The sequence below is a fragment of the Streptomyces sp. NPDC031445 genome (assembly GCF_055581365.1).
The window spans coordinates 49,784-67,352 of sequence record NZ_JBVIJO010000016.1; the positions used below are offsets into that span (position 1 = coordinate 49,784).

Genomic DNA, 17,569 nt, shown 5'->3' on the forward strand with positions numbered 1-17,569 from the left:
CGCTGCGGGGGTACTAGAGGTCTCTACGCCCATCGTCCCGGAGGCCCCCGCGTGAACTCGTTCGTGCACAAGACCCTGGTGGTGCAGCTCCTCGCGCAGGGCACCGGCAGGTGTCCGGTGCTGGCCCACCTCAGCTACGACGCCGACGACCCGTTCGCCGTCAGCGCCGTCTTCGCCCACGACGGCCGGGCGCTGGCCTGCTGGCGGCTGGACCGGCAGATGCTCGCCGACGGACTGGCCGGGCCGGTCGGCGTCGGCGACGTGCGGATGCGCCCGGAGGCCACCGGCCCGTGGCACGAGCTTCGCCTGGAGTTCCTCGGGGACACCCGGCCGGACGGCAGCCGGCACCACGCGGTGGTCTTCGTCTGGGCGCCCGCCGTCGCCGCGTTCCTGCGCGAGACCTACCAGATCGTCCCGCCGGGCCAAGAGCGCGTGGCGGTGGACGAGCTGCTGGCGGAGATCCTCTCCGCGGCTGAGTAGCCGTACTCATGCCGGCGGCTCCGGCCGGGCGCCACCATGGGCCTCCTACGATCCGCAGGCCGCCCCCGGGCAAGGAGTCCGCCGTGACCGCAGTGCACCCCGCCCCGCTCCGCACGCCGCGCCGCGTGCCGCCCGCCCTCTTCGCCGGCGTGGTGGCCGTCGGGCTGGCCGTGTCGGCGTGGGGCGCGCGCGACCGCACCACCTGGTTCCTGGAGACGGTGTGGGCGCTGGCCGGGCTGCCCCTGGTGGTGCTGCTCTGGCGGCGCTTCCCCCTGACCGGGCTGCTGTGCGGACTGCTGACCGCCCACGCGCTGGTCCTCGCGGTCGGCGGCCACTACACCTACGCGCAGGTCCCGGCGGGCGACTGGGTGCGCGACGCCTTCGGCCTGGAGCGCAACCCGTACGACCGGTTCGGCCACCTGGTGCAGGGCTTCGTCCCGGCCGTGCTGGTCCGCGAACTGCTCAGCCGCACCTCGCCGTTGCGCGGCAGCCGCTGGCTGGCGCCGCTCACCGTGTGCGCCTGCCTGGCGTTCAGCGCCTGCTTCGAGCTGCTGGAGTGGCTGGCGGCCGAGATCGGCGGGCACGGCGCGGACGCGTTCCTCGCGACGCAGGGCGATGTGTGGGACACCCAGTGGGACATGTTCTGCGCCCTGATCGGGGCGGTGCTCTCCGTACTGCTGCTCGGCAGGACGCACGACCGGCACCTCAGGGCCCTGGCCGCCCGCCGGTCCTAGGGCGTCTCGTCCGTCCCGGACGTGTGGCGGCGGCGGGCCCACAGCGGCAGGGCGTACCAGCACAGCAGGTACCAGGCGACGACGGCCGCCACGAGGTACGGAACGTAGCCGTCGTGGGTGGCCACCCGGAGGATCAGCAGCAGGGACGAGGTCATCGTGGCGAGCAGCAGCACCAGGCCGACGAAGGTCATCCGGGACGCCAGCCGTACCGCCTGCGGCTTGACCCGGCGGCCGGAGACCAGGCGGTGCAGGGAGACCGGGCCGATGAGGGCGCCGGTCGCGCAGGCGCCCAGGACGACGGTCACGATGTAGATCACCTGGTCGGCGGTGGCGAGCTTGCCGTACTTCGGCTGGAAGACGACCGTCAGCAGGAAGCCGAACAGGATCTGTACGCCCGTCTGCGCCACCCGGACCTCCTGGATGAGCTCGCCCCACATCCGGTCGGCCCGCTCCTCCTCGGTCTCATTGCGTCCTCTGCGCCGTGCCGCCTCCGTCATGCGGTTGCGTGTAACCGCCCGGTCGTCCCTTCAAACGGTCCGCGTGCCCGCGGCTACCAGCGGTGCTCGACCTGGTCCTTGATCCGGCGTTCGTACAGCTCGCGGATCGCGGCCGACGTCTGCGCCGGCAGCGGCGGCAGCTTCGCCGCGGCGGCGTTGGCGCGGGCCTGCCCGGGGTTGCGGGCGCCCGGGATCACCGTGGTCACGCCGTCCTGCTCGATGATCCAGCGCAGCGCCAGCTGGGCCGGGGTGTATCCCTCCGGGGCGAGGGCGGCGAACTCGGCGGCGGCCTCGACGCCGGTCGCGTAGTCGACGCCGGAGAAGGTCTCGCCCTGGTCGAAGGCCTCGCCGTGCCGGTTGTAGGTGCGGTGGTCGTCGGCCGCGAACACGGTGTCCTTCGTGTACTTGCCGGACAGCAGCCCGGAGGCGAGGGGCACCCGCGCGATGATGCCGACGCCGGCCGCGCGGGCGGCGGGCAGCACCTCGTACAGGGGCTTCATCCGGAAGGGGTTGAGGATGATCTGCACGCTCGCCACGTTCGGCCGGGCGATGGCGGTGAGCGCCTCGGCGCAGGTCTCCACGCTCACGCCGTAGGCGGCGATCCGCTCCTCCTCGACCAGGGTGTCAAGGGCGTCGAACACCGCGTCCGAGGAGTAGACCGGGGTGGGCGGGCAGTGCAGCTGCACCAGGTCGATGCGGTCGACGCCGAGGTTGCGGCGCGAACGGTCGTTCCAGGCGCGGAAGTTGTCCAGGACGTAGTTCTCCGGGACCTGTTCGACCCGGCGGCCCATCTTGGTGGCCACCAGCACGTGCAGATCGGGCCGGCCGCGCAGGAACGCGGAGATGGTGGCCTCGCTGCGCCCGTCGCCGTACACATCGGCCGTGTCGAAGAAGGTCACCCCGGCCTCGGCCGCCGCCTCCAGGACGGACAGCGCCTCCTTGTCGTCCACCTCGCCCCAGTCGGCGCCCAGCTGCCATGTGCCGAGCCCGACCACCGATGCCCACTGACCCGACCTGCCGATTACGCGTTCGTCCATGGCGTCAGTCTGTCATCCGGCCGGCGGGCCCGCGTCGGCGGCCGCCCCGGCGCCGGGCGTCAGCTGGGCCTGGACGGCGGGCCCGTAGCGCTCGGCGAGGTCGTCGGCGTCGGTCCCGCGCAGGTGGGGGCCGCGGGCGATGCCGTACATCACGCCGAGGCCGACCAGGGCGGCGACGGCGAGTTCGGCGCGCAGGCCCGCGTCGGCGCCGGTGAGCCGGGCGGCGAGGCGTTCGGTGACCTGGGCGCGGAAGTTGGCGCGCAGGACGTCGCCGTGGTCGCCGTGCAGCGGGGCGAAGACGATGCGCAGCAGCGGGTCGGCGCCCCGCTCGCGCTGACTGGACACGACGTGCCGGACCATGTGCCGGCCGAGCGCGTCCAGCGGCGCGTCCAGCAGGGCGTCGGCGTCGGTGTCGAAGGACATCACGCGGGCGAACAGGGCGTCCTTGTTGCCGAAGTACTTCAGGATCAGCGGCGGGCTCACCCCGGCGCGCTCGGCGACGGCCTTGAGGGTGATGTCGGCGTGCGGGTGCCGGGCCAGGAGGTGGCGCGCGGCTCTCAGGATGGCGGCCTTGGTGGCCTCCGCGTCCCGGCGTGCGGGTGCGGGCGCCTCACCGGACGGCGTGGTCATGGTCCTCATGCTCCCTCCATCGCCTCGTCGCGGGCGCCCCGGGTGGCGCTGCGGGCCCGCCGGGCGCCGGGCGCGGGGCCGTCGCCGGGGATGGACAGGGCCGCCGCGCAGGCCGCGAGGGCGACGGCGCCCGCCATGGCGAAGGCGAGCTCGTAGCCGTGGAGGCTGGGTACCGGGACGCCGCCGAGGGGGCTGCTGTGGTGGACGAGGACGGCGGCGACGGCGGCGCTGGAGACGGCCTGGCCGATGGTCCGCATGAGGACGTTGACGCCGTTGGCGGAGGCGGTCTGGGCGGCCGGCACGGCGCGCAGGATGAGGGTCGGCAGCGCGGAGTAGGCGAGGGTGGTGCCGGTCGCCACCACGGTGGCGCCCAGGATGATCATCCACAGGTCGCGGCTGTCGGCGATGCGCAGCGCGTACCCGCAGGCGATGACGGCGGCGCCCAGCGCCAGCGTGATCCGGGGGCCGCGCGCGGCCGAGATGCGGGCCGACAGCGGGGAGAACAGCAGCATGGTGACGCCGCCGGGCAGCAGGCAGAGGCCGGTGGCGACGATGGACAGGCCGAGGCCGTAGCCGCTGGCCTTCGGCGCCTGCACCAGCTGGGCGGTGACCAGGGAGTTGGCGTAGAAGGCGAACCCGGTCAGCAGGGCCGCCACATGGGACAGGCCCACCCGCGGCCGGCCGACCAGCCGCAGGTCCACCAGGGGCCGGGCGGTGCGCAGTTGCTGCAGGCACCACAGGGCGAGCACGACGGCCGCCGCGAGGAACAGTCCGAGGACCCGTGCGCTCCCCCAGCCCCAGGTGCCGCCCTGGGAGACGCCCAGCAGCAGGCAGACCAGGCCGGCGGCGAGGCCGAGGGCGCCGGGGACGTCGAACCGGCCGGGTTCGCGCACCGGCGACTCCTTGACCGCCCACCAGGTCGCCGTGACGCCCGCCGCGCCGAGGGCGCTGGTCAGCCAGAACATGGTGTGCCAGTCGGCGTACTGCACGACCAGCGCGGCGAGCGGCAGGCCGAGCGCGGCGCCGATGCCGACGGTGGAACTCATCAGCGCCACCGCCGAGCCCCGGCGTTCCGGCGGGAGTTCGTCGCGCAGGATGCTGATGGACAGCGGGACCACGGAGGCGGCGGCGCCCTGGAGGGCGCGGGCGGCGATGAGGACGCCGATGTCGGAGGAGAGCGCGCACATCACGGAGCCGACGGTCATCAGGGCGAGCGCGGCGGTGAGCACCCGGCGCTTGCCGTACATGTCGCCGGCCCGGCCGAGGACGGGGGTGAGGACGGCGCCGGAGAGCAGGGTCGCGGTGACCGTCCAGGAGACGGCGGCGGCCGACGCGCCGGTGAGCCGGGGCAGGTCGGGCAGGAGCGGGACGACCACGGTCTGCATGACCGCCATGAGGATGCCGCCGGACGCCAGCACGGGAATGGTGAGCCGGTCGCGCAGCCGGGGCTGCGGGGATATCGGGGCGGGCTGGTCCATCGGCGCTCCTGCGGGCGGCACGGTGACGGGGTGAATACGCATTCACCTTATCGAGTGAATAGGCATTCACCAACGCCTCCTGACCCGAACGGGGCTGAGGTCTTTCGTTCGGACGCGCGTGATCCGGACGAGAGGCCCTAGTCACGGCGGGCCGTGGCGCGGGCGTGCAGGGCGCGGGCGGCGCGCGGGCCCAGCCAGCGCTTGAGCCGGCGCAGCGCCTCCAGTCGTCCGGCCGCCTTGTCCAGGCCGTAGTAGAGCTGGGGCGGGACGTACGGCAGCAGGGGCGAGTGCCGCTGGCCGAGCAGGGCGAACATCCGGTGCGGTGGCAGGTGGATGTAGCGGGGCAGGTTCTCGTACCACTGGGCGCTGTGGCGGGCCGCGCTCTGCACGGACAGCAGTTCGGCCTGGCGCCGGCGCTGGTACGCGGCGAGGGCGTCGGGCAGGGCGGCGTGTGCGCCCAGGGCGCCGGCGAGGCACATGGCGTCCTCCAGGGCGAGGGTGGTGCCGGCGCCGATGGAGTAGTGGGTGGTGTGGGCCGCGTCGCCGAGCAGGACCAGGTTGCCGTCGTGCCAGGTCTCGTTGGTCACGGTGCGGAAGGTCAGCCAGGAGGCGCCGGGGCGTGCGGTCAGGGGGTGGCCGTCCAGGACACCGGCGAAGAGCTTCTCCAGCACTGCGGTGCCCTGGTCCGCGTCGGCCCGGTCCAGTCCGAGGCCGGTGAAGGTCTGTGGGGAGCACTCGACGACACAGGTGCTGCGCTCGCCGCTGTAGCCGTAGCCGTAGGCCCAGATCCAGCCGTGCTCGGTCTCGGTGAAGGCGAAGGTGAAGGCGTCGAAGACCTTGCTGGTGCCGAGCCAGATGTAGGGGTTGCGGCCGGGGGTGATCCGGGTGCCGAAGTGGCCGGCCCGGCGGGTGCGCAGGGCGCTGTGGACGCCGTCGGCCGCGACGACGAGGTCGGCGCCGGCGGGCGGCTCGGTGAGTTCGCTGTCGTACTCCAGACGGACGCCCAGGGCGCGGGCCCGGGCGGCGAGCAGGTCGAGCAGGCGGTGCCGGCCGATGCCGAAGCCCTCGTCGCCGTGGTGCCGGGTCGTCAGGTCCCCCACGTGGGCGACGCCCTCGCTCCAGCGGACGGAGTGCTCCTCGATCGCCCGCGCCGAAGCGGGATCGTGGGCCTGGAGCCTGTCCAGCAGGCCGCGCCAGTACGTCACGCCCCAGCCGTAGGTGGAGCCCCTGGGGTTGCGTTCGTGGACGGTGACGTCATGGGCGGGGTCCTGCCGCTTGAGCAGGATGGCGAGGTACAGACCGGCGGGCCCGCCTCCGACACAGACGACCTTCACGCGCACACCCCTGACAGTCACCGGACGTGGTCGATCGGCACCGGAGAGTAGCAGGACGCGGGCGTGCCGGATCGCGTCAGTCCGGCGCGGTGAGCCGCGTCGCCACCGGCACGCGCGGCGGCCGGGAAGGATCGCCCGGAAGCCGGCAGGACCGGCACGGATTTCCCCGTTCCGGGTGGGCACCCCGTACGGGTCGACGGCCGCACCTTCCTGCGCCGTTCGCTCGGCACGGGTGTGCGCGAGCTGCCGACGCCCGCCGAGGTGGAGTCGGTGCTGTCGATCGCGACGTACGACATGGCGCCGTACAACAGCGCCTCGGACGGCTTCCGCAACCACCTGGAGGGCTGGCGCGGGGTCGACCTGCACCACCTTCGACGACGCCTGATCAGGCCTCGGCGGCACGGCACTCCGGGTGGCCCCAGCCCTGCGCGTTCTTGGCGATCTTCTCGCCGGCCGCGTAGGACCGTCCGCACAGGCACCTGCCGGGGAACTTCGCCTTGATGGTGCGGGCCGACGCGGTGCCGCCGGTGCGGCGGGGCGCCTTCCCGCGCGCCGCACCGGCCCCCGCCGGGGTGTCGGGCGACGGCGGGGGCTGCGGGGAGCCGAGCGCGCTGCCCGCCGCTTCCTGCACGGAGGCCGCCTGGCTGGCGGCGCGGTCGGCGAAGTCGTTCAGCGGGTCGCCGTCGGCCTGGTGGGCGGGGACGTAGCGGAACTCGACGGACCGGCCGCCGAGCAGTTCGTCGATGCGGACCACCAGGTCCTGGTTGGCGACGGGCTTGCCGGCGGCGGTCTTCCAGCCGTTGCGCTTCCAGCCGGGCAGCCAGGTGGTGACGGCCTTCATGGCGTACTGGGAGTCCATCCGGATCTCCAGCGGCACGTCCGGGTCGACGGCGGCTAGCAGCTGCTCCAGGGCCGTCAGTTCGGCGACGTTGTTGGTGGCCCGGCCGAGCGGGCCCGCCGCCCAGCGGGCGGGGGTCCGCTCGTCGTCGTCCGAGACCACCCACGCCCATCCGGCCGGTCCGGGGTTTCCCTTCGAAGCCCCGTCGCACGCGGCCACCACACGTTCACGCATGGGCCCGATCATGCCATGGCCGTGCGGGGCGCTCCCCCGTGCCCGGTCAGACGTCCCTGACCTTCGGCATCTCGCCCTCGGTGGTGGTGATGTCGATCACCGACAGGTTCGCGCCCTGCGGGTCGCTGAGCGCGGCGAACCGGCCGAAGGGGCTGCTCATCGGCCCGAAGCGCAGGATCCCGCCGAGCCTCACGGCCCGGTCGACGGCCGCGTCGCAGTCGTCGACGGTGAAGTAGACGTTGATGTACGACGGCACTTCGGGCGGGAAGTCGTCGGTCATCCGCATCCGGCCGAGGACGGTGTCCTCGCCGACGTCGAACATCCGGAAGTCCACCGCGTCGTCCTCGATCTCCTTCATGCGGTACGGGAACACGGCGGCGAGGAAGGCGTCCGCCTGTTCCGGCTCCCTGGTGAAGACCTCGGCCCAGCAGTACGCCCCGGGCGTGGCCGTCGCCTCGAAGCCCTCGTGGGTGCCCGCCTGCCACACGCCGAACACGGCTCCGCTGGGCTCCCGCGCCAGACACATCGTGCCGAAGTCGGCTACCTGCATCGGCTCCATCAGCACCTCGCCGCCGTTCTCCCGGATGCGCTCCGCGGTGGCCGCGGCGTCCGGCGAGGCGAAGTACAGGCACCACTGCGACTGGCCCTCCTGACCGGGCATGGGCGGGACGACCGCCGCCACTGCCTTGCCGTCCACGTAGGCCTGGGTGTAGTTGCCGTACTCCGACGACGACTCGCCGAAGGTCCAGCCGAGGACGTCGCCGTAGAACCGCTTGGCTCCCTCGACGTCACTGAACATCGCATCGGCCCAACAGGGCGTTCCCTCGGGTTGCACGGCCATGCTGGCGGCCCTCCTGACGTGGTCTGTCCCGTTTGTTCACGCTAGCCACCGGGGGTCCGGCCCGCGCGCCGAGCCAAGAGCCGCAATCCGGTCGACAGCGGGGCCCGCCTCGCGCTGTGATGAGTCCGATGAACACGGTCACGATGCGCGAGGGCGAGGTCGGTGTCGACCCGCCGCTGGTCGGCCGGCTGGTCGCCCGGCAGTTTCCCGAGTGGGCGGCGCTGCCCGTACGGCGCCTGGACTCCTCCGGCACGGAGAACGCCATGTTCCGTCTGGGCGGCGGCCTGGTGGTACGGCTGCCCCGGCATCCCGGCGCCGTCGCCGACGTGACGCACGAGCAGCGCTGGCTGCCCCGTCTCGGCCCGCTGCTGCCGGTGGCCACGCCGGAGCCGGCCGGGCTCGGCGCGCCCGACGAGGAGTTCCCGTGGCCCTGGTCGGTGTACCGCTGGCTGGACGGGCGGAACCCGGTCGCCGGCGCCGTCGCGGAGCCGGAGCGCCTGGCCGGCCGGCTCGGGGCGTTCGTGGCGGCGCTGCGCCGGATCGACCCGCGCGGCGGGCCGGCCGCCTCCCGGGGTGTGCCGCTCGCCTCCCGCGACGAGCCGACCCGGGCCGCGCTGACGCGGCTCGGCGGGCTCACCGACCGGATCGACACGGCGGCCGTGGCGGCCCGGTGGGAGGAGGCGCTGGGCGCCCCGGCCCACCCGGGCCCGCCGGCCTGGGCGCACGGGGATCTCTCCCCGGGGAACGTGCTGGTCGACGAGGACGGGCTGAGCGCGGTCATCGACTTCGGCTGCGCCGGCGTCGGCGACCCGGCCGTGGACCTGATCGTGGCCTGGAACCTGCTGCCCGCCTGCGCCCGGGACACCTTCCGCGAGGCCGTCGGCGCCGACGACGCGGAGTGGGCGCGCGGGCGTGGGTGGGCGCTGTCCATCTCGCTGATCCAGCTGCCGTACTACTGGCACACCAACCCGGCCCTGGCGGAGAACTCCCGGCATGTGATCGCCGAGATCCTCGCCGAGGCCGGGCGACGGTGACGGCGGCCGGCCGGACTCCCGCTACTCGCCGGCGTACGCCTTCTCCAGCGCGGCGACGTCCAGCTTGCCCATGCCCATCATGGCCCTGGTGGCGCGCGCGGCCTTCTCCGGGTCGGGGTCGGCGACCATGTCGAGCAGCCGCGCGTAGACGACCTGCCAGGACAGGCCGTACTTGTCCTTGAGCCAGCCGCACGGTCCTCCCTCGCCGCCGCCCTCGGTGAGTTTCGTCCAGTAGTGGTCGATCTCCTGCTGGTCGGAGCAGAGGACCTGGAAGGAGACCGCCTCGTTGAAGGCGAACTCGGGACCGCCGTTGAGCGCGACGAACCGCTGGCCGTTGGCCGTGAACTCCGCGGTCAGCACCGAGCCGGCCGGTCCGGGGCCGCCCTCGGGCCAGCGGACGACGCGCCCGAGGGCGGCGTCCTTGAAGACGGACACGTAGTGGTGCGCGGCCTCTTCCGCCTGGCCGTCGAACCAGAGACACGTGGTGAATCCGCCGGTGGTCATGAGCGCCTCCTGGGGGCTGAACGAGGGGGTGGAACCGGGCGTGGAACGCCGTCGTACACAGGAAGACCGCTCCCCCGCGCGAAACTCATCGGTCCGCCCCGCGACCGCCGGAAGGAAGCCCGGCCGCGGGCGGCCGGCCGGGCCGCCCGCGGCACCCGGTCAGGCGGCCAGGCAGAGCCCCCGGTACGTCCGGTCCGGCGCGGCGGCGGGCCGGTGCGGTACGGCGGCGGGCCGGCGCCGCCCGGCCGTGCGCCGGGTCAGCTCGCCGTGCGCCAGCGCCAGCAGGTCGCCGAGGCCCAGGCCGAGCGCGTGCGCCGCGGCGGCCAGCACCTCGGACGACGCCTCCTTGCGGCCCCGCTCGACCTCCGACAGGTAGGGCAGCGAGATCCGGGCCGCGTCGGCCACGTCCTTGAGCGTGCGCTCCTGTGCCTGCCGCTCCCGGCGCAGCACCTCGCCGACCAGATCCCGCCACAGCGGCTCCGGGGGCGCGGGTGCGCCGTCCGGCACGTCCGGGCGGCCGGGCGCGGGCCGCAGGGGGATCACTCGGGCTTCCTCGCTCAGCGGGTTGCTCATCCCGTCAGCCTAGGAGCGGTACGGTGAGGGGCAAGGGCGCGGCGTTCCGCCCTCAGGGAAACCCGGCGCGCAGCGGCTGTTTCGCGCCACTTGCGCGCGGCGCGCGCATGCGTGCCGTCACCGGGGGTACTCGCGCCGTGAGCGGCTCCGCGGGAGGAATGACCCGCCGTACATCGGGTATCCGCGGGGACGTGACCTGTGTCCGGGGGCCGACCGGCTGCCGTACGGGGAGACGTCGAACCGTGACTTTCGTGGGAGAGGCAATGACAACCGCCGCCGGGATCCGGTCGCAAGCAGAGGTCGCCGAAGAGACCGAGCAGGACAGGACGGGCGAAGGAGCACTGCCTGGCATCGCGGACCCCGCGTCCGTCGCCCCGCGGGACGCACGGGAGCTGTCCCGCCAGTTCTTCCGCCGGCTGACCGAGCTGGAGGAGGGGACGCGCGAGTACCAGTACGCGCGCAACACCCTCATCGAGATGAACATGTCGCTGGTGCGGTTCGCGGCCGGACGGTTCCGCGGCCGCGGCGACGACATGGAGGACATCGTCCAGACCGGCATGGTCGGCCTGATCAAGGCCATCGACCGGTTCGAGCTGGCACGCGAGGTCGAGTTCACCTCCTTCGCGCTGCCCTACATCGTCGGCGAGATCAAGCGGTTCTTCCGGGACACCACCTGGGCCGTCCATGTGCCGCGCCGCCTCCAGGAGCTGCGGGTGGAGCTGGCCAAGGCCAGGGAGGAGCTGTCGAGCCGGCTGGACCGGGACCCGACCGTCGCCGAGCTGGCCACCTTGATGAACCTCTCCGAGAAAGAGGTGGTCGAGGCCCAGCTGGCCTCCAACGGGTACAACTCCGCCTCCCTGGACGCCGCGCTCACCGGCGACGGCCCCGAGGACGGCGAGGCCGTGCTCGCCGACTTCATCGGTGTGGAGGAGGAGGGCCTGCGACTCGTCGAGGACTTCCACGCGCTCGCCCCGCTCATGGCGGAGCTGAGCGACCGGGACCGGCAGATCATCCACATGCGGTTCGTGGAGGAGGCCACCCAGGCCGAGATCGGGGAGCGGCTGGGCTGCTCCCAGATGCACGTGTCCCGGCTGATCAAGCGGATCATCGCCCGGCTGCGGCAGGGGATGCTGGGCGAGCTCGGCTGCGCCTGACACCCAGGCAGGGCCGGCGCCCAGGCGCCGGCCCTGTTTCTCGGTTGTGCCGTTACGTCGCCAACGACCCGGTTCAGCCGGTCGGGGGCCGTCCGCCGCCCTCGCGCCGGAGCGGGAAGACGGCCCGCACGCGTTTGCCCACGGGCACCCGCTCGACGGTGACCTCCGAGGCCAGGGCGTGCACGATCTCCAGCCCGTGCCGTCCGACGCGCTGGGGGTCCTTCGGGTAACGGCGGGGCAGAGCGGTGCTGCTGTCGTACACGGACACCGCGACCGAAGCGTCCGTGCCCTCCAGTTCCAGGATGTACGGGCCGTTGCTGTGCTGGTCGGCGTTGGTGACCAGTTCGCTCACCATGAGCAGCAGCTCGCCGTCGGCCCGGCCGTCGGCGGTGGCGCACCATTCGGTGCGCAGCTGCTGAAGGAACTGGGACGCGAAGGCACGGGCTTCGGCGATGCATCCGGGTTCGCCGGTGTAGTGTGCCGCGCGCCGCAGCGGCTCCACGGGTACGTCGAAACCAGTCGGTATCACTGCCCCGCCCAGGTGCTTGATCATGCTGTCTCTCTCGAAAACCCGGTCCGGTCCGGTCGCTGTTGCACCAGTCCTCGTACCCCGAGCCCGCCCCGCCAGTCCACCTGATGCGTTCGCCCACCGCGCACAGTGGCGAGGGTCACGGCGCACGCTTCTCACGCGGACCGGGAGGGGCCGGGAGGGCGGCTCACGGCCCGGCGGAGGGCGACCGGTCAGGCGACGGGCACCACGAGGGCCGGGACGGTCCGCTGCATGCGCAGGGCGTCGACGGACTCCGCGAGCAGCTCGTACTCGGTCGTGTCGTCGCCCGTCGCGATCCGCACCAGCCTCCCCGCGGCCAGCTCGTCGGCGACCAGCTCCTGCTGGGCCGGGTCGCCGCACCACGCGCGCAGGACGGCCGGCACGTCGGGCACGGTCTCCGCGACCGGGACGAGCGCCCCCGACGGGAAGTGCCCGGCCTCGGGCCGGGGGTCGAGCCGGTCGGCGATCCAGTTGGCGCGGTCGCGCAGCCACCACAGGGCGAGGGCCAGGGTGGGCGCCCGGTAGGTGCCCAGGGGCACTCCGATGCGCTGTCCGCCGCATGTGCCGTACGCGGTGACATGGCACAGGAACTCGTCGTGCATGCGCACTCCCCGTCGCGTCGTTCGCCTGGCGGCTGGCCTCGCTTTCGGTGCGGCTCGCCTGCGGTACGGCCGTGTGCGGTGCGTGATCGGGACCTCGCTGGAAGTGAAGTCCTCACTGTCGAGTATGTTCACTACTGAACCACTGTCACCATGTCTTTCCGGCCAGTCTGTTGGCATATTCAGCGCCCCTTCTGGCCGGAATGCGACGGGCCGTCCCGCGCCCCGGCCATGACCCCGGAGGTAATCGACCCGGCACCCGCTCCTCCCGCATGGTGGTCACACCGGATCGGCGGACCCCGCATCCGGGACTGACCAGCACGGACGACCTCGATGGAGGAGCTTCGCCATGACCACGCACACCGACCGTCACGAGAACGCCGCCGCCCGTTACTTCGAGGCCTGGAACGCCACCCGGCGCGAGGACATCGAGAAGGCCGTAGCCGCCGCGTGGACCGAGGACGGCGGCTACACCGACCCGCTCGTGGAGGTCCGCGGGCACGAGCAGATCGCGGCCGTGATCGCGGCGGCCCACGAGCAGTTCCCCGGCTTCGTGTTCCGTCCGCTCGGCGCGGTCGACGGCCACCACGACACCGCGCGCTTCGGGTGGGAGCTGGTGAACGAGCAGGACGGCTCGGCGCCGGTGGCCGGGTTCGACGTGGTCACGCTGGACGACGAGGGCCGCATCCGGCAGGTGCTGGGGTTCCTGGACCGGGTTCCGGCGGGCGCCTGACCGGGCCCGGACCGCCTCCGGAGAGGCGAGGGGGTGACGGTACGCCGAAGGGAGCGGCCGCGGTTCGTCGCGGCCGCTCCCCCGTACCGTCGGGCACTACGGCGCTACGGCCGGACGATCGCGTCGATCCGCGCCAGCTCCTCGGCGTCGAAGTCGAGGTTGCCGATGGCCGCGACGCTGTCCTCGATCTGCCGCGGGCTGCTCGCGCCGACCAGGGCGGACGTCACCCGGCCGCCGCGCAGCACCCAGGCGAGGGCGAGCTGCGCCAGGGTCTGGCCACGGGACTTGGCGATCTCGTCCAGCGCCCGCAGCCGGGCGACCAGGTCCTCGGTGACCGCGTCCGAGTTCAGGAACGGGCTGTCGCTCGCGGCCCGGGAGTCCTCGGGGATGCCGTCCAGGTAGCGGCCCGTGAGCAGGCCCTGCTCCAGCGGGGAGTACACGATGGAGCCGACCTGGAGCTCGTCGAGGGCGTCGAGCAGGCCCTCGTCCTCGGGGCGGCGGTCGAGCATCGAGTAGCGCGGCTGGTGGATGAGGAGCGGGGTGCCCAGCTCGCCGAGGATGCGGGCGGCCTCGCGGGTCTGCTCGGCGGAGTAGTTGGAGACGCCGACGTAGAGGGCCTTGCCCTGCTGCACCGCCGTGTGCAGGGCGCCCATCGTCTCCTCCAGGGGAGTGTCCGGGTCGAAGCGGTGCGAGTAGAAGACGTCGACGTAGTCCAGGCCCATCCGCTTCAGGCTCTGGTCCAGCGAGGACAGCACGTACTTGCGCGAGCCCCACTCACCGTACGGACCGGGCCACATCAGGTAACCGGCCTTGGTGGAGATCACCAGTTCGTCGCGGTAACCGGCGAAGTCCGCCTTGAGCGCCTCGCCGAAGGCGGACTCGGCGGCGCCGGGCGGCGGGCCGTAGTTGTTGGCGAGGTCGAAGTGGGTGACGCCGAGGTCGAAGGCGCGGCGGAGGATGGCCCGCTGGGTCTCCACGGGCCGGTCGGGCCCGAAGTTGTGCCACAGGCCGAGCGACAGGGCGGGGAGCTTCAGGCCGCTGCGTCCGGTGCGCCGGTAGGGCATGTCGGCGTAGCGGTCGGGGTGTGCGGTGTACAACGCGACTCCAGAGGGGTTGGCACACGATCTACCGGTGCCACTCTTCCCCGGACGGTGGGCAGCGGTCCAACAGAAGAATCCGATGGAATTCAGCGGATAGGCTTCTCAATCATGGAACTGCGCCATCTCCAGCACTTCGTCGCGGTCGCCGAGGACCAGCACTTCACCCGGGCCGCGGAACGCCTGATGGTGTCCCAGTCGGGCCTGTCGGCGTCCATCCGGGCGCTGGAGCGGGAGCTGCGGGCGCCGCTGTTCGTACGGACCACCCGCCGGGTGACGCTCACCGAGGCCGGGCGCGCGCTGCTGGGAGAAGCCGAACGCATCCTGGCACAGGTGCGCTCCGCGCACGAGGCGGTGGCCGCGGTGCAGGGTGTGCTGCGGGGCACGCTGGCCCTCGGCACCGAGCAGTGCATCGCCGGGGTACACGTGGCCCGGCTGCTGGCGGCCTTCCGGGGCCGGCACCCCGACGTGGAGATCCGGCTGCGGCAGGCCGGCTCCGGCGCGCTGGCCGAGGAGGTCGCGGCCGGGCGGCTCGACCTGGCCTTCGCCTACCGCACCCAGGCCGACACCGACCAGCTGCGCTCGGTGTCGCTGACCAGCGAGCCCATGACGGTGCTGTGCCACCCGAGCCACCGCCTGGCCTGCGCCCCGGCGGTGCTCGGCGCGGAGGATCTCGCCGGTGAGGTCTTCGTCGACTTCCACCCGGACTGGGGTCCGCGCCGCACCACCGACGCCGCGTTCGCCGCGGCAGGCGTCCGGCGCACGGTCGCGCTGGAGGTCAACGACGTGCACAGCCTGCTGGACCTGGTGGACGAGAACCTGGGGATCGCCGTCGTACCCCGGCACTTCCGGCACAAGCGGCCGACGCTCACGGCGCTGCCGGTGAAGGGCGCGGGAGAGCCGGAGTACGAGACGGTCGCCCTGCTGCCGCCGGAACGGGCCACGAGCCCGGCCGCGCGGGCGCTGGTCACCCTGCTCGAGACGGGGGTCCTGTCCGCGCCCGCCGACGAGGAGCGGTGACGGCGGCCGGGAGCCAGGCACGGGGGCAGGCTCGGCGCCGTCTCCCGGCGGGAGCCGCACGGGCCTGAGCGGAAGCCGGGTTCCGGGCGCGTGCGCGCCGGTGATTTGCGATGGTGGACGGTATGCATGCGAAGGACATCCTCATCGACGGCTACGGCCGCATCCGGGAAGAAGTCCATGCCGCCCTCGACGGCCTCGGCCCGCAGGAGCTGCACCACCGCCCGGCCGCCGGCGCCAACTCCGTCGCCTGGCTGGTCTGGCACCTCACACGGGTGCAGGACGACCACATCGCCGACGCCTTCGACCTGGACCAGGTGTGGCTCGCGCAGGGCTGGGAGAAGCGTTTCGGCCTGGACCTGCCACGGCACGACACCGGGTACGCACACACCCCCGCCAAGGTCGCGAAGGTACGGGTGGAGTCGGCGGACCTGCTGACCGGGTACTACGACGCCGTCCACGAACAGACCCTCGGCTGCCTGCGCGGGCTGGCCGCCAAGGACCTGGAACGCGTCGTGGACGAGCGCTGGGACCCCCCGGTGACCCTGGGGGTGCGCCTGGTGAGCGTCCTGTCCGACGACCTCCAGCACGTCGGACAGGCCGCCTACCTCAGGGGGCTCCTCTAGAGCGCGGACGCGTAACCCGGCAGGACCACGTCCTCGATGAGGGCGTTGCGCTCGTCGAACGGGATGAAGGCGCTCTTGAGGGCGTTCACCGTGACCGTGCGCAGGTCCTCTGCCGTCCAGCCGGCCTCCTCGACCAGCAGGGACATCTCCCGGGTCATCGTCGTCCCCGAGACCAGACGGTTGTCGGTGTTGAGGGTGACCCGGAAGCCGAGGTCCTTCAGGGCCGTGATCGGGTGCTCGGCGATCGAGGTCGCGCAGCCCGTCTGGAGGTTGGAGGTCGGGCACATCTCCAGGGCGATGCGGCGGTCGCGCACCCAGGCGGCGAGACGGCCGAGCTTGCCGGCCGCGAGGTCGGGGATGTCCTCGGTGATGCGGACGCCGTGGCCGATGCGCTGGGCGCCGCACACCTGGACGGCCTGGTGGATGCTGGGCAGACCGTACGCCTCGCCGGCGTGGATGGTGAACGGGACGTTCTCACGGCGCAGGTGCTCGAAGGCGTCGAGGTGGTCGGCGGGCGGGAAGCCGTCCTCGGCGCCGGCGATGTCGAAGCCGACGACGCCCGCGTCGCGGTAGGCGACGGCCAGGTCGGCGGCCTCGCGGACCCGGTCGAACATGCGCATGCCGCACAGCAGGGTGCCGACGCGGACGGGGGTGCCGGCGGCGGCCGCCTTGGCCATCCCGGCGGCGAGACCTTCCTGCACGGTCTCCACGACCTCGCGCAGGGTGAGGCCGCCGCTCGTGTTCAGTTCGGGGGCGTAGCGGACCTCGGCGTAGACGACGCCGTCGGCGGCCAGGTCGAGGACGTACTCCTCGGCCGTGCGCAGCAGGCCCTCGCGGGTCTGCATGACGGCGAGCGTGTGCTCGAAGGTGGCTATGTACCGGACCAGGTCACCGGAGTTGGCGGCCTCTACGTACCAGGCGGCCAGCTCGTCCGGGTCGGTGGTGGGCAGTGTGTGGCCGACCGCGGCCGCGAGCTCGACGACGGTGGCGGGGCGCAGGCCGCCGTCGAGGTGGTCGTGCAGGACGGCCTTGGGGAGCCGGCGGAGGGTCTCGGTGTCGATGCGGGACGCGGTCATGGGCGTTTCGTTTCCTCGGGTCCTGGGGCAGGCGGTGCGGTGGTGGGTCAGTGGCCGGCGGGCTGGAGCAGGTCCCAGCGGTTGCCGTACAGGTCCTGGAAGACGGCGACCGTGCCGTACGGCTCGTGGCGCGGCTCCTCCAGGAAGGTCACGCCGGCGGCGGTCATCCGGGCGTGGTCGCGGGCGAAGTCGTCGGTGTGCAGGAAGAAGCCGACGCGCCCGCCGGTCTGGTCGCCGACGCGGGACCGCTGCGCGTCGTCCTTCGCCCGGGCCAGCACCAGTCCGGGTCCGTCGCCCCCCGGCTCCACGACGACCCAGCGCGAGCCGTCGGGACGCGGGGCGTCCTCCACGAGCCGGAACCCGAGGGCTTCGGTGTAGAAGCGGACGGCCTCGTCGTAGTCGTGCACGACGAGGGTGACAAGGGCGACGCGACGCATGGCGACCTTCCGGTGAGGGTGGTTAGCCGGTGAGGTTATACGTAAAACCTACGGGACGCCAGTCTC

21 protein-coding genes and 1 pseudogene are annotated in these 17,569 nt (G+C 73.1%); 8 read left to right on the top strand and 14 right to left on the bottom strand.

Going from position 1 to position 17,569, the window contains the following annotated elements:
• Positions 1-51 precede the first annotated feature (51 nt).
• Positions 52-480 (top strand): SsgA family sporulation/cell division regulator, encoded by a 429-nt coding sequence (locus ACZ5DC_RS33910; RefSeq protein ID WP_468659205.1) that lies wholly within the window; start codon positions 52-54, stop codon positions 478-480.
• A 125-nt stretch (positions 481-605) separates the two neighbouring features.
• A complete protein-coding gene (locus ACZ5DC_RS33915) occupies positions 606-1,214 on the top strand; it encodes a DUF2238 domain-containing protein (RefSeq protein ID WP_468659518.1) in 609 nt (202 codons plus the stop codon).
• Here the strand turns inward: ACZ5DC_RS33915 and ACZ5DC_RS33920 are convergent.
• The 5 genes from ACZ5DC_RS33920 to ACZ5DC_RS33940 all read right to left on the bottom strand — a co-directional run bounded on the left by ACZ5DC_RS33920 (position 1,211) and on the right by ACZ5DC_RS33940 (position 6,196).
• Complete coding sequence (locus ACZ5DC_RS33920) at positions 1,211-1,711, bottom strand: DUF6328 family protein (RefSeq protein WP_468659207.1); 501 nt, start codon at positions 1,709-1,711, stop codon at positions 1,211-1,213. The two genes, ACZ5DC_RS33915 and ACZ5DC_RS33920, sit on opposite strands and share 4 nt — an antisense overlap.
• A 53-nt stretch (positions 1,712-1,764) precedes the next feature.
• The gene (locus tag ACZ5DC_RS33925; protein WP_366752999.1) at positions 1,765-2,748 is read right to left on the bottom strand and encodes an aldo/keto reductase; all 984 of its coding nucleotides are present in this window, start codon (positions 2,746-2,748) and stop codon (positions 1,765-1,767) included.
• A gap of 12 nt (positions 2,749-2,760) precedes the next feature.
• Positions 2,761-3,387, bottom strand: a complete 627-nt coding sequence (locus ACZ5DC_RS33930; RefSeq protein ID WP_468659210.1) for a TetR/AcrR family transcriptional regulator — start codon at positions 3,385-3,387, stop codon at positions 2,761-2,763.
• Positions 3,384-4,856: an MFS transporter gene (locus tag ACZ5DC_RS33935; protein WP_468659212.1), complete on the bottom strand. Its 1,473-nt coding sequence runs from the start codon at positions 4,854-4,856 to the stop codon at positions 3,384-3,386. The genes ACZ5DC_RS33930 and ACZ5DC_RS33935 overlap by 4 nt, the downstream gene beginning before the upstream one ends.
• 137 nt (positions 4,857-4,993) lie before the next feature.
• Positions 4,994-6,196: an FAD-dependent monooxygenase gene (locus ACZ5DC_RS33940; protein WP_468659214.1), complete on the bottom strand. Its 1,203-nt coding sequence runs from the start codon at positions 6,194-6,196 to the stop codon at positions 4,994-4,996.
• Positions 6,197-6,376: 180 nt separating this feature from the next.
• Here ACZ5DC_RS33940 and ACZ5DC_RS33945 point away from each other — a divergent pair.
• Positions 6,377-6,559 (top strand): annotated as a pseudogene (locus ACZ5DC_RS33945) (tyrosinase family protein); the annotation flags it as partial.
• A 16-nt stretch (positions 6,560-6,575) separates the two neighbouring features.
• On the opposite strand, the gene ACZ5DC_RS33950 reads toward ACZ5DC_RS33945, so the two are convergent.
• On the bottom strand, positions 6,576-7,274 hold the full coding sequence (locus ACZ5DC_RS33950; RefSeq protein WP_468659215.1) for a ribonuclease H family protein: 699 nt from the start codon (positions 7,272-7,274) through the stop codon (positions 6,576-6,578).
• Positions 7,275-7,308: 34 nt separating this feature from the next.
• Entirely contained in the window at positions 7,309-8,103 is a 795-nt protein-coding gene (locus tag ACZ5DC_RS33955; RefSeq protein ID WP_468659217.1) for a VOC family protein, read from the bottom strand.
• Positions 8,104-8,222: 119 nt separating this feature from the next.
• On the opposite strand from ACZ5DC_RS33955, the gene ACZ5DC_RS33960 reads away from it, so the two are divergent.
• On the top strand, positions 8,223-9,137 hold the full coding sequence (locus ACZ5DC_RS33960; RefSeq protein WP_468659219.1) for an aminoglycoside phosphotransferase family protein: 915 nt from the start codon (positions 8,223-8,225) through the stop codon (positions 9,135-9,137).
• 21 nt (positions 9,138-9,158) lie between these two features.
• Here the strand turns inward: ACZ5DC_RS33960 and ACZ5DC_RS33965 are convergent, their stop codons facing one another.
• A complete protein-coding gene (locus ACZ5DC_RS33965) occupies positions 9,159-9,641 on the bottom strand; it encodes a VOC family protein (protein WP_366752991.1) in 483 nt (160 codons plus the stop codon).
• Positions 9,642-9,800: 159 nt separating this feature from the next.
• Entirely contained in the window at positions 9,801-10,214 is a 414-nt protein-coding gene (locus ACZ5DC_RS33970) for a helix-turn-helix domain-containing protein (RefSeq protein ID WP_468659221.1), read from the bottom strand.
• A gap of 263 nt (positions 10,215-10,477) precedes the next feature.
• Here ACZ5DC_RS33970 and ACZ5DC_RS33975 point away from each other — a divergent pair, with 263 nt between their 5' ends.
• On the top strand, positions 10,478-11,368 hold the full coding sequence (locus ACZ5DC_RS33975; protein WP_468659223.1) for an RNA polymerase sigma factor SigF: 891 nt from the start codon (positions 10,478-10,480) through the stop codon (positions 11,366-11,368).
• A 73-nt stretch (positions 11,369-11,441) separates the two neighbouring features.
• Here the strand turns inward: ACZ5DC_RS33975 and ACZ5DC_RS33980 are convergent, their stop codons facing one another.
• Positions 11,442-11,921, bottom strand: coding sequence for an ATP-binding protein (locus ACZ5DC_RS33980; protein ID WP_468659225.1), 480 nt, complete (start codon positions 11,919-11,921; stop codon positions 11,442-11,444).
• A gap of 188 nt (positions 11,922-12,109) precedes the next feature.
• Positions 12,110-12,520 carry a hypothetical protein gene (locus tag ACZ5DC_RS33985; RefSeq protein WP_468659227.1) on the bottom strand — a complete coding sequence of 137 codons (411 nt, stop codon included), beginning with the start codon at positions 12,518-12,520 and terminating at the stop codon, positions 12,110-12,112.
• A gap of 346 nt (positions 12,521-12,866) precedes the next feature.
• On the opposite strand from ACZ5DC_RS33985, the gene ACZ5DC_RS33990 reads away from it, so the two are divergent.
• On the top strand, positions 12,867-13,250 hold the full coding sequence (locus tag ACZ5DC_RS33990; RefSeq protein ID WP_468659229.1) for a nuclear transport factor 2 family protein: 384 nt from the start codon (positions 12,867-12,869) through the stop codon (positions 13,248-13,250).
• A 104-nt stretch (positions 13,251-13,354) separates the two neighbouring features.
• On the opposite strand, the gene mgrA is transcribed toward ACZ5DC_RS33990, so the two are convergent.
• Complete coding sequence (mgrA, locus tag ACZ5DC_RS33995) at positions 13,355-14,347, bottom strand: L-glyceraldehyde 3-phosphate reductase (protein WP_468659231.1); 993 nt, start codon at positions 14,345-14,347, stop codon at positions 13,355-13,357.
• Between the two features lie 111 nt (positions 14,348-14,458).
• Here mgrA and ACZ5DC_RS34000 point away from each other — a divergent pair, with 111 nt between their 5' ends.
• Together ACZ5DC_RS34000 and ACZ5DC_RS34005 are read left to right on the top strand one after the other, a co-directional pair.
• Complete coding sequence (locus tag ACZ5DC_RS34000; RefSeq protein ID WP_468659233.1) at positions 14,459-15,367, top strand: LysR family transcriptional regulator; 909 nt, start codon at positions 14,459-14,461, stop codon at positions 15,365-15,367.
• Positions 15,368-15,489: 122 nt separating this feature from the next.
• Positions 15,490-15,990 (top strand): mycothiol transferase, encoded by a 501-nt coding sequence (locus ACZ5DC_RS34005; RefSeq protein WP_366752983.1) that lies wholly within the window; start codon positions 15,490-15,492, stop codon positions 15,988-15,990.
• Here the strand turns inward: ACZ5DC_RS34005 and ACZ5DC_RS34010 are convergent.
• Together ACZ5DC_RS34010 and ACZ5DC_RS34015 are read right to left on the bottom strand one after the other, a co-directional pair.
• Entirely contained in the window at positions 15,987-17,066 is a 1,080-nt protein-coding gene (locus ACZ5DC_RS34010) for an adenosine deaminase (protein WP_468659236.1), read from the bottom strand. The genes ACZ5DC_RS34005 and ACZ5DC_RS34010 overlap by 4 nt on opposite strands.
• Before the next feature lie 47 nt (positions 17,067-17,113).
• On the bottom strand, positions 17,114-17,503 hold the full coding sequence (locus ACZ5DC_RS34015) for a VOC family protein (RefSeq protein ID WP_366752981.1): 390 nt from the start codon (positions 17,501-17,503) through the stop codon (positions 17,114-17,116).
• Positions 17,504-17,569: the final 66 nt, after the last annotated feature.